General features: G+C 41.9%; 11 protein-coding genes, 1 rRNA gene and 1 pseudogene. 3 read left to right on the top strand and 10 right to left on the bottom strand.

Translation table 11 applies throughout. From position 1 onward, the window contains the following. The 9 genes and pseudogenes from A9260_RS10090 to trxA form a co-directional block, all read right to left on the bottom strand. Positions 1–291 (bottom strand): 16S ribosomal RNA (locus A9260_RS10090); the annotation flags it as partial. A gap of 230 nt (positions 292–521) precedes the next feature. After that, positions 522–704, bottom strand: a complete 183-nt coding sequence (locus tag A9260_RS10085) for a hypothetical protein (protein ID WP_156684036.1) — start codon at positions 702–704, stop codon at positions 522–524. A 130-nt stretch (positions 705–834) separates the two neighbouring features. Further along, positions 835–1545 (bottom strand): NAD(P)H-flavin reductase, encoded by a 711-nt coding sequence (gene fre / locus A9260_RS10080; protein ID WP_068698618.1) that lies wholly within the window; start codon positions 1543–1545, stop codon positions 835–837. A gap of 16 nt (positions 1546–1561) precedes the next feature. Next, positions 1562–1831, bottom strand: coding sequence for a 2Fe-2S iron-sulfur cluster-binding protein (locus tag A9260_RS10075; RefSeq protein WP_068698616.1), 270 nt, complete (start codon positions 1829–1831; stop codon positions 1562–1564). Beyond that, entirely contained in the window at positions 1828–2292 is a 465-nt protein-coding gene (locus A9260_RS17265) for a hypothetical protein (protein WP_373604476.1), read from the bottom strand. The genes A9260_RS10075 and A9260_RS17265 overlap by 4 nt, the downstream gene beginning before the upstream one ends. A 17-nt stretch (positions 2293–2309) precedes the next feature. Continuing rightward, positions 2310–3699 (bottom strand): annotated as a pseudogene (gene ubiD, locus A9260_RS10070) (4-hydroxy-3-polyprenylbenzoate decarboxylase); the annotation flags it as partial. 68 nt (positions 3700–3767) lie between these two features. Next, positions 3768–4733, bottom strand: coding sequence for a hypothetical protein (locus A9260_RS10065; protein ID WP_068698622.1), 966 nt, complete (start codon positions 4731–4733; stop codon positions 3768–3770). Between the two features lie 127 nt (positions 4734–4860). Then, entirely contained in the window at positions 4861–6120 is a 1260-nt protein-coding gene (gene rho / locus A9260_RS10060) for a transcription termination factor Rho (RefSeq protein ID WP_068698612.1), read from the bottom strand. A gap of 221 nt (positions 6121–6341) precedes the next feature. Beyond that, on the bottom strand, positions 6342–6668 hold the full coding sequence (trxA, locus tag A9260_RS10055; protein WP_068698610.1) for a thioredoxin TrxA: 327 nt from the start codon (positions 6666–6668) through the stop codon (positions 6342–6344). 112 nt (positions 6669–6780) lie between these two features. Between trxA and rhlB the strand changes: the two genes are divergently transcribed. The 3 genes from rhlB to A9260_RS10040 all read left to right on the top strand — a co-directional run bounded on the left by rhlB (position 6781) and on the right by A9260_RS10040 (position 10662). Then, positions 6781–8088: an ATP-dependent RNA helicase RhlB gene (gene rhlB / locus A9260_RS10050; RefSeq protein ID WP_197485281.1), complete on the top strand. Its 1308-nt coding sequence runs from the start codon at positions 6781–6783 to the stop codon at positions 8086–8088. 7 nt (positions 8089–8095) lie between these two features. Next, complete coding sequence (gene gppA, locus A9260_RS10045; protein WP_068698606.1) at positions 8096–9580, top strand: guanosine-5'-triphosphate,3'-diphosphate diphosphatase; 1485 nt, start codon at positions 8096–8098, stop codon at positions 9578–9580. Positions 9581–9687: 107 nt separating this feature from the next. Beyond that, a complete protein-coding gene (locus A9260_RS10040) occupies positions 9688–10662 on the top strand; it encodes a glycosyl transferase family protein (RefSeq protein WP_068698604.1) in 975 nt (324 codons plus the stop codon). 63 nt (positions 10663–10725) lie between these two features. Here A9260_RS10040 and A9260_RS10035 read toward each other — a convergent pair whose 3' ends face one another. Beyond that, positions 10726–11391, bottom strand: coding sequence for a 7-cyano-7-deazaguanine/7-aminomethyl-7-deazaguanine transporter (locus A9260_RS10035; RefSeq protein WP_068698602.1), 666 nt, complete (start codon positions 11389–11391; stop codon positions 10726–10728). Between the last annotated feature and the right edge of the window lie 166 nt (positions 11392–11557).

Raw genomic sequence — 11557 nt, 5'->3', positions numbered from 1 at the left:
CGTCGCCTTGGTGAGCCATTACCTCACCAACTAGCTAATCCCACCTGGGCATATCCTGAAGCGAGAGGCCCGAAGGTCCCCCTCTTTGGTCCGTAGACGTTATGCGGTATTAGCTATCGTTTCCAATAGTTATCCCCCACATCAGGGCAATTTCCCAGGCATTACTCACCCGTCCGCCGCTCGACGCCCAATAAATCACCCGAAGGGTCAATGTTGTCGTTTCCGCTCGACTTGCATGTGTTAGGCCTGCCGCCAGCGTTCAATCTGAGCCATGATCAAACTCTTCAATTAAAGTTTTGTTGGCCGCTCTTATAAAAAGGCGACCGGCTCAATGAATACTGACTTCAAAACTGTTCCTTACTCGAAAGTAAGAAGTAATTTTAAAGCTATTACTATTCCAACAGAATAGTAATGAATTGACTGTGCTCGATACCGAAGTATCAAATTGGTCACTCAGTTCATTGATAAATCTTTTCGATTATCATCAACGAGTGCCCACACAGATTGATAGGTTTAAATTGTTAAAGAGCGTACTTTCGAGGCTTACCTCTCAAGTGGACGGTCATTCTAGCGTTTTGAACCGTAGTGTCAAACACTTTTTTGAATTTATTTTCTAATAAGAAGTTAAACTCAAATGGTTCTGCTAATTGACCTACTGAAACACTGCGAAGCGTTGTCGCTGTTGCCGTGTCAGTGGGGCGCATTATAGAGATGCTCATCATATTGGCAAGCGTTTTTTCAAAGTTTTTCGCTCATTTTTTCTTAACGTTCAACAAACAAACAACCTGCTTGAAAAGCAGGCTGTTTGTTTGTGTTTCGGCTTAATTTTGTGCTTTAGATAAAAGCAAACGCATCGGAATAAATCTGTTTTACTTTCGCTTTCTTATGGAAGATAAATTGCTCTCTTGCGCTTCCTGCCATTTCAAAGCGACCTGCAATATAAATATCACTACTGGATAAATCGGTGAAGTCGTCCATCACTGCTTGTAAGACATTACCGGTCTTGCCTGTCCAAGTACCTTTATCATCTTCCACTACTGGCACAAAATGAATATTGGTATGTTGCCGCTCTATCTCTGTTAACTCTTCAAATGCATATAACTGAGATATTTCTCGTGCACCCCAATATAGATAAATAGGGTTTTGAACATTCTGGCTAATGCAATGGTCAAGGATAGAACGTACATAGCTAAAACCAGTACCACCAGCAATCAGCACCATTTCTCTATCACTTTGCTGGAGAAACGCATCACCATGAGGTGCATCTATAATAATGTCACCATCATTGTTTAATGCTTTTTGCATACTCGCGACTACTTCTAAAGCATAAGCATTTTCTTCTGCTGCTCCAATATGTAGCTCAAGCTCTCCCTCATGACGACAAGGACTACTTGCAATAGAAAAGGGACGCTTATCTTTTTCAGCCATGACGACCATCAAGTATTGCCCTGCTTTAAACTCTACCGGCGTTTCAGGGTGAAGTAATATACGAAAAGTATTACTTGCGAGTGGCTTAATTGATTTTACTTTACAACGAATGGTCATATCTTCCTCTGTATCCTTACTCTTCGAAGGTAAGTACTAAATCTGTAGTGGCAAATGCCTGACAAGCAAACACCCAACCTTGGGCTTGCTCTTTTTCTGTCAACATCGGTTCCAACTGGTAAGTGACTGTGCCTGATGTCAAACGACACAAGCACATACCACATGCACCAACCTGACACCGATTTGGGAATGCTATTTGTTGCGCTAGAGCAGCATCTAATATTGTTTGCTGTTCATTGACTTCAAATATCACTCCACTAGGTAAAATTTCGACTTTATATCTCATAGAATATCGAGCTTATCCCAAATACTATCAATGCGAGCAACAAGGTGTTTATCTTTATGAATGGGTCTGCCCCACTCTCGCGTTGCTTCACTTCCCAACTTATTAGTTGCGTCGATCCCCAGCTGAGAAATACTGAGTTGAGAATGTTCGCCTTCGATAAACAAGCTATCTCGGGAAGGGTCCATACGTGTTGTAATCGCCCAAATAACATCATTCCAATCTCGAACATTGACATCATCATCACACACGATGACAAATTTAATTGCCGTATAATTAGAGAAGATCTCTAATGCCGCTTTAATGATGTCACTGCCTTGATGAGGTTTTGTCTTATCAATAGATAGGAGCAACATCCCTCCACGACCGGCTTCTGGAGCAAGGTGGCAATCTAATAGGTAAGAGTGTTGCTCTTTTAATTTATCACATAACTGTTGAGCTTTAGATTCACTCAACTCAGTCATTGAATGAGCTTGGTCATTTGAGACTGAAAGCTCAGCATCCCACTTTATCGTGGCATCCAAACCCATCTTTGAGCCCAAGCCCACAACAGGTGAAGCAAAGTCTAGAGAATCAATAGGCGTGTTCTCTATCATTACTATGTCGCGCTTAGGTTGCAAATGCTCAGTCATTGCGGCGATAACCTCGCTCCAATCTCTGGCATTGACACTTTCATCACACACCAACACGTATTTGGTGTACATGAATTGGCGCAAGAAAGACCATACCCCCATCATGACTCGTTTAGCATGTCCCGGGTATTGCTTCTTCATCGTTACCACCGCCATTCGATATGAACAGCCTTCCGGTGGTAAATAAAAGTCTTCTATCTCTGGGAATTGCTTTTGTAAGATAGGTACAAACACTTCATTTAGAGCGACACCTAATACCGCAGGCTCATCCGGTGGACGACCGGTATAGGTGCTGTGGTAAATAGGATCTTTACGCATGGTAATATGAGTAATGGTAAAGACATTGTGACTTTCAACCTCATTGTAATAACCAGTATGGTCACCATAAGGTCCTTCATCAGCAAACTCATTAGGGTCGATATAGCCCTCAAGAACAATTTCTGCCCCTGCTGGTACATCTAAGTCATTACTAATAGATTTGGTTACTTCGGTCTTACTGCCACGTAGTAAACCTGCAAAAGCATATTCTGATAATGAGTCTGGTACTGGCGTTACTGCACCAAGAATAGTCGCGGGATCTGCACCAAAGGCTACCGATACAGGAAACGGCTTACCTGGATTGGCTTCAACCCAATCTCTTAAATCTAGAGCGCCGCCTCGGTGAGCAAGCCAACGCATAATAACTTTATTTTTACTGAGCTTTTGTTGGCGATAAATACCAAGGTTTTGTCTTTTTTGTTTTGGACCTTTAGTGATAGTTAAGCCCCAAGTTAATAGCGGAGCAACATCATCAGGCCAACAACTCATTACGGGGATTTTATCTAAATCGACCTCATCACCCTGCCAAATAATATCTTGGCAACGGGCTTTGCGCAGTCGTTTGACTGGCATATTTAACACTTGCTTGAATACAGGTAGTTTATCTAATGCGTCTTTAAAGCCTTTTGGTGGCTCAGGCTCTTTTAAGTAGGCTAATAGTTTACCGACTTCTCTTAAGTCACTCACCTGTTGACGCCCCATTCCTAACGCAACTCGCTTGGAGGTACCAAATAAGTTAGTCAGAACAGGCATATCGTAGCCAATAGGATTTTCAAACAGAAGTGCTGGACCACCAGCTCGCAGAGTACGATCACTGATTTCCGTCATTTCATAGTCGGGATCGACAGGATGGGAGATGCGTTTTAGTTGCCCCTCTTTTTCTAAAAGAGCAAGGAAATCTCGCAAGTCTTTACAGCTCATAACAGTCCATTTAGCCTAAAAAGATTGGCGCAGTATAACAAAAACTGCGTAGGCTTCAGCTAACAAATTTAACGATTGAATATTTCTGGGTGTTCGGTCACCCACTCTTTCAACCAACTGCCATATCCGTATTCTTGAATGCTTTTTGTAATGACTTGCGCATCATTCTTATTCGACATCTTCGAGATCAAAAAATCATCTGCAGACTGTGAAGTTGGCGCATACCGAGCTAATAGCTGAAGGCTACGCTGATTAAGAGATGGATTTTGACTTGCCTGAATCAATTGCTGGATAGAAAACTCACTTCCATCACTACCCAATCTTTCAATTTCTCGATGCATTGCACCGCTTGCTTTCATTTTCCAAAGAATGGCATACAAGTCTTGGCTTTGTGAAGCCGATGCCATTACGGACATCAACTCTGAACTTGGTAACCAAGAAAGCACATGATTATTGGTTACTTGGCTCGTTAAAAAACCTAGCCCCTGCTCTGATAACTTATCAATATTATCAATAAGCAATTTTTCTCTTTGAGAAGTGAGCTCTGGATTTTCGGTTAGCCATCGACGTAAATCGAGCTGTTCATTTTCAACACCAATGTACAAGCTAATGACTTTTTCATTTAGCTTCCAGTCATCCATTAAACGCTGAGCCATTTGCTGATAGGAAAATGCAGGAGCTCTAAAACGGAAACCATCACCTTGTTCAACAAGGCTCAAAGAAGAAGGAAGCTTACGTTGTGAGTCAACAAAAACCGCAAGATCAGAAGTATATTTAGGGTGACTCTCTGCAATAGCTTTAATTGCAAGAAACCTCACGACCTCTTGTTCTGGTTGCTTAATGCGAAGAAGATCGAAATTGGCCTTATCAGATTGATCCGATAAAGCTAGGGATGCGATATGTTGAGCATCTTTATGAGACTGGGTATCAGCAAGCAAATGTTGTTTATCTTGAATGCTCAACTCAATAGCATTTGCCGTGCCTAGACCACTAAGCACAATGACTAACAGTGTTGCTAATTGTCTTTTAAGCATACCTTCACTCCCTGTGTCGTTGTTGTGCCATCCTAGCACCATACTTTTTGATGATTCAAAAACGCCACCTTATTAGGTGGCGTTTTTTATCTTTAGTTCAATAAACTAAATGATTTTATCTAATCTGTTACTGACGTCTCATTGCATCAAAGAATTCATTGTTTGTTTTCGTCATTGCTAACTTATCAATCAAGAATTCCATTGCGTCTGTTTCGCCCATAGGGTGAACAATCTTACGCAAGATCCACATTTTTTGAAGCTCATCTGCTTTTGTAAGCAATTCTTCACGACGTGTACCTGAGCGGTTAAAGTCAATCGCTGGGAAAACTCGTTTTTCAGCAATTTTACGATTCAGGTGCAGTTCCATGTTACCTGTACCTTTAAATTCTTCGTAAATAACTTCATCCATTTTCGAGCCAGTATCAACCAGTGCTGTTGCAATGATGGTTAAGCTTCCGCCTTCCTCAACATTACGAGCTGCACCAAAGAAGCGCTTAGGACGATGCAATGCGTTGGCATCTACACCACCGGTAAGAACTTTACCTGATGATGGAATAACTGTGTTGTATGCACGAGCAAGACGAGTAATTGAGTCCAGTAAGATAACAACATCTTTCTTGTGCTCTACTAGGCGTTTCGCTTTTTCGATGACCATTTCTGCAACTTGAACGTGACGAGATGCTGGTTCATCAAACGTAGATGCGATTACTTCACCTTGAACAAGGCGTTGCATCTCTGTTACTTCTTCCGGACGCTCATCAATTAGCAACACCATCAACTCACACTCAGGGTGGTTACGTGCAATGCTTTGTGCAATGTTCTGTAGCAACATTGTCTTACCCGCTTTTGGCGGTGCAACGATCAGACCACGCTGACCTTTACCAATTGGCGATGCTAAATCTAGGATACGAGCTGTAATATCTTCAGTCGCACCATTACCCACTTCCATAGTCATACGCTCATTGGCATGTAATGGAGTCAGGTTTTCGAACAAAATCTTGTTACGAGCGTTATCAGGTTTGTCGTGGTTAACAGTGTTAACTTTTAATAGTGCAAAGTAACGTTCGCCATCTTTAGGTGGACGAATTTTACCCGCAATGCTATCACCTGTACGCAGGTTAAAACGGCGAATCTGGCTTGGAGATACATAGATGTCATCTGGGCCGGCTAGATATGAGCTATCTGAGCTACGCAGAAAACCAAACCCATCTTGTAGAATTTCTAGAACGCCATCACCAAAGATATCTTCACCACTTTTTGCGTGCGCTTTTAGCGTAGAAAAAATGATGTCCTGTTTTCTCAACCGAGCAAGGTTCTCAAGACCAAGGCTCTCACCAAGCTTCACTAAGTCTGAGACAGGTCTGTTTTTCAACTCAGTCAAGTTCATAGTGGTCGATTTAGAAGTCGATTGCGTGGTGGTCTTTGTATTAGATTTAGTAGTCAAAATAGGATCTGTATGTGTTAGTTAAGAAAGATTTGGTCTCAGGATCGACCAAGAAATGAAAAATCGTATGATTTACGTGCAATAAACTAGCACTAAAAACAAGCCTAGTCTACCTTCAGAAAAAAAACAAAACCGTGTACTAAAAATACACGGTTAATTTATTTTTAGATGTTCGCGTCTAAGAACTCTTTTAATTGAGTTTTAGATAACGCTCCTACCTTAGTTGCCGCCACAGCACCGTCTTTAAACAGTAGCAGTGTTGGAATACCGCGAATACCATACTTTGGTGGCGTCGCTGGGTTGTGATCGATATTTAATTTACCAATAGTAAGCTTACCCGCGTACTCTTCAGATATCTCATTCAAAATAGGGGCAATCATTTTACAAGGACCACACCATTCTGCCCAAAAATCTACTAGCACTGGGCCTGCAGCTTCTATTACATCACTTTCAAAACTGTCGTCAGCAAGCTGCAAAATCTTATCGCTCATCTTTAGCTCCAAATCAATATTTTGTTGCCGATTAGATGATTATCAGCAATTAGATTGCCTATTGGAATGGATTTCCTTTCTTAATGCAAGCGTAAGCTGATATTCTATGCTTATGAAAAAGACACACATCACAGAGCAAAAATTCGCCGACTTCGATTTGCACCCAACTATTATTACCGGGTTGCAAGCAAAAGGATTTGAGTATTGTACTCCGATTCAAGCGTTAGCGCTGCCAGTACTGCTCACTGGCCAAGACATTGCGGGGCAAGCTCAGACAGGTACTGGTAAAACTTTAGCCTTTCTAACCGCTACTTTTGATTACCTACTAAAAAACCCTGCCGATGAGTCTCGAGCAGTGAACCAACCGCGAGCCATAATTATGGCACCAACGCGTGAATTGGCGATTCAGATCCACCGAGATGCTGAATCTTTGATTGCAAGTACAGGTATAAAAGCTGCTCTTGCCTATGGTGGTGAAAGCTACGATAAACAGCTGAATGATATACAACAAGGTGTTGATATCTTAATCGGCACCACTGGTCGAATTATTGATTTCTTTAAACAGAAAGCTTTTAATTTGAACCATATTCAAGCTGTTGTTCTTGATGAAGCCGATCGTATGTTTGATCTTGGCTTTATTAAAGATATCCGCTTTTTGTTCCGTCGCATGCCTGAGCCAAAAGATCGCTTGAACATGCTCTTCTCTGCAACTCTGTCTTACCGTGTCCAAGAATTAGCATTTGAACACATGAATACGCCAGAGCATGTTGAAGTAGAACCTGAACGTCGTACCAATGTACGCATCAAAGAAGAGCTATTTCAGCCATCAAATGAAGATAAAATGGCTCTGTTAATGACTCTGATTGAGCAAGATTGGCCAGAAAAAGCCATCATTTTTGCCAACACTAAATATAAGTGTGAGCAAGTATGGGGATATTTAGCTGCTGATGAGCATCGCGTAGGTCTTTTAACTGGGGATATTCCACAGAAAAAACGCGAACGAATCCTAAGCCAATTTACTTCTGGCGAGTTAGATTTCCTTGTGGCAACTGATGTAGCTGCTCGTGGTTTACATATTCCTCTAGTAACACACGTATTTAACTATGATTTACCTGATGATAGTGAAGATTATGTGCACCGTATTGGCCGTACAGGTCGCGCGGGAGAATATGGTAATTCAATCAGTTTTGCTTGTGAAGAATACGCAATAAACTTACCTGCAATTGAAGAATATATTGGCCATTCAATTCCATCATCTGAGTATGATTCTGAAGCCTTGATTCAAGAGCTACCTAAGCCTATTCGTTTACGCCATTCATCAAGCAATCGTCGTCCTGGTGGAAAACCTCAAGGTCGCAATAATAATCAGCGACGCAACAAACCATCTCGACCTTACAATAAACCATCAGGGAATAGCTAATCTGGTTATGACAGACTCATCTCCTCTTTATGCCGCCATTGATCTTGGCTCAAATAGCTTTCACATGCTCGTGGTTAAACACGTTCATGGCAGTGTTCGCACCATGGCGAAGATTAAGCGCAAAGTTCGTTTAGCTGCTGGATTAAACAGTAGCAATACATTGAGCCAAGAAGCGATGCAAAGAGGATGGGACTGTTTGTCTCTGTTTGCTGAACGCTTACAAGATATTCCAGAGCAGAACATCCGTATTGTGGGTACTGCGGCCCTTAGAGTCGCCACCAATATTGATGAGTTTCTAGACAAAGCCAATCAAATTCTCGGTAAAGACATTCAAGTAATTTCTGGTACCGAAGAAGCGGCAACTATCTATAAAGGCGTTGCCCACACCTCTGGTGGTAAAGGTAAGCGTCTTGTCGTAGATATTGGCGGAGCAAGTACCGAGCTCATTATTGGCCAAGGTTTTGATGCCAAAGTATTGCACAGCTTGCAAATGGGCTGTGTCACTTGGTTAGAACGGCACTTTAGTGATAGACAACTTACTCCTCAAAACTTTCATAACGCCATTGAAGCTGCCAAGCAGACTCTAGCGCCGGTTCTTAGTGAATACACAGAGCTGGGATGGAATTTATGTGTCGGAGCAAGTGGCACAGTACAAGCACTGCAAGAGATAATGTTGGCGCAGGGTATGGACGAAGTAATTACTCACTCCAAACTTAAACGTCTACAAAAACAAGCAATGCGAGCGGACGCTTTAGAAGAGCTTGAAATTGAAGGGTTAACCCTTGAACGAGCATTGGTCTTTCCAAGCGGGCTCTCTATCCTACTCGCTATTTTTGAATTACTAGAAATTGACGAGATGACGTTAGCCGGTGGCGCGTTACGTGAAGGCATGGTCTATGAGATGCTAAAAGAATTGCATCAAGAAGATATTCGCCAACGTACCGTATCCAGTATCCAACAACGCTTCCAACTCGATCAAGACTATGCACAGCAAGTTTCACAAACCGCTTTAAAGCTAGTGACACAATGCCAGGAAGACTTCCTAGCCGAGCCTGTCGCAATAAGTTTATTGCAAACAGCCGCTCAACTGCATGAAATTGGGCTAACCATAGACTTTAAAAAGGCGGGGCAACACAATGCCTACCTTTTACAACACCTCGATCTTCCAGGCTTTACCCGAGCACAGAAAATACTATTAGCCGAAGTTACCCTTCGCTACAAAGACAACCTATGTTCTTTACCTGAGCAACATGCAGTCAGTAGGCAAAGTGCTGAAAACATCCTTCGAATTTTAAGGCTGTCTGTCCTTCTTACGCATCGACGTAACGTTAGCCTACAACCTAGTGTTGAGCTTAAGACGCAAGGTAAAGCGCTATGCTTATATATCGATGCGAATTGGTGCCTAGCCAACCCATTGACCGTAGCAGAACTGGAAATCGAAGCACATCGGCAAAGTGACCAAAATTGGCCTTTGCAAATTAAGCAAATATAACCCATTTATAGCCCAACTAATTGAGTTGGGCTTTTTTACATATGTCTGTTCTAAGAGATATTAGGTTATCAAAATCTCTAGCAGTTAGAGCAAGGAGAGCTTTATTCATGAGTATAATTTTAGAATGTATCCGTTGTGTTGGTCGTGGAGAAAGAGGTCGCAAGCCCCTTTCTTTTGATCAAGCCTATCAAGTAATGGATCAATACCTTGATGGTAAGATCGATGATGATCAAATGGCGATGTTGATGATGCTTATTCGCGTCAATAATGAAACAGCTGAAGAGATCGCAGGCTTCACCAAAGCATTTCATCGAAGACTGCCAACATTAGAAGTCGATATTGATTGGCCTTGTTATGCAGGAAAGAAAAGTAAATTAGATGATGATGGCCACCAGCAAGGTCTTCCATGGAATCTAATTGCCGCTTCTATTTTGGCTAAGCAAGGATACAAAGTCCTAATCCATGGTCATTTAGATATCGGCTCAGAGCGCATTCACAGCCAGCATTACCTAACTTCATTAGATATTAATACAGCCAAAGACATCACTGACGCGCAGGCTCTACTTAGCCAATCAAATATTGTTTATTTACCACTGACTCACTTTGCACCAATTGCAGAGAAAATGTTGGACTGGAAAAAACGTTATGGATTGCGAACTCCGATTAATACCGTGGTAAGAGGGTTAAACCCAGGTAGTGCTAAGTATGGAATAAGAGGGAGTTTTCATCCCGGGTTTCAAGAACTGCACGCTAAAATAGAAACCAATATCGGTCATTCCAATTGTTCAGTCGTTTCTTTTAAAGGTGTATCAGGTGAATCTGAATACAACCCTAAGGTGAGTCAGACTATATGGACAAGCGATAGTAAGGGCTTACAATCGCATTACTGGCGTGAAATGTACAATGAGGAGATTATGACTCCCCAGCAATGTCCTCTTGGTACGCCAAGCCGTGACAAAGTGCAGATGGCCAATCATGTTGTCGCCTCTCTTACTGCCGTACTCTTTAGTCAATTCAAAGATAAAGAAGAAGCAAAGCAACAGGCTGTACGCTTTTGGCAAGACTACTGCGCACAGCATTAATACAAAGAAATTGACCCATAAAAAAAGAGCTCCTAATAAGGAGCTCTTCTTCGTTTTATCTATTTAAGCTTGTACTGGAACACTCTGTCTTGATTGCTCAGTCAATTTTCGTGTTAGATAATTGAGTAACACACCGTACATAGGTACAAATAAACCCAAGCTAATTATCAGTTTAAAGACATAATCTACCAATGCAATCTCTTGCCAATGTTGCGCCATAAAGGCATCAGGGCTGTTATAAAACGCGATGGCAAAGAATGCGAGCGTATCCAAAGCATTACCAAATAATGTCGAGCAAGTCGGTGCTATCCACCATTGCTTCATCTGACGTAGGCGGTTAAAGACATGCACATCTAAGATCTGACCAAGCAGATAAGCCATGAATGATGCTATGGCAATTCTGGCGACAAACAGATTAAATTCACCGAGAGGAATGAAACCCTGAAATTGCCCTTGGTGAAAAACCACCGATAGGATATAAGACACAATCAAAGAAGGTAGCATAACCAAAAAGATAATTTTACGTGCCATTGCTGCGCCAAATATACGCACAGTAAGATCAGTGGCTAAAAAGATAAACGGGAAAGTAAATGCCCCCCACGTGGTATGGAAACCAAACACGGTAAAGGGTAATTGAACAAGAAAGTTACTTGAAGCAATGATAATAAGGTGGAATGACGCTAAAAAAAACAGCGCTTTACGCAGTTGTGATGGATCAAAACGGTTCATATTGTACCTTTTTAATAGATGGGGGCGAGGGAACCCATTCGAAGCACATTGCTTCATCTCAAAATTTATAGTCCTGCCTATTAGGCGGGCTCGGAATTATACATAACGAATTGGTTAGTGCAATAGATAGACAGTATTTTGGTTTCATGTGAAACCTCACTCATTT

This window comes from Vibrio sp. UCD-FRSSP16_30 (genome assembly GCF_001676025.1).
Lineage (GTDB): Bacteria > Pseudomonadota > Gammaproteobacteria > Enterobacterales > Vibrionaceae > Vibrio.
This window is presented reverse-complemented; position numbering and strand designations above follow the sequence as displayed.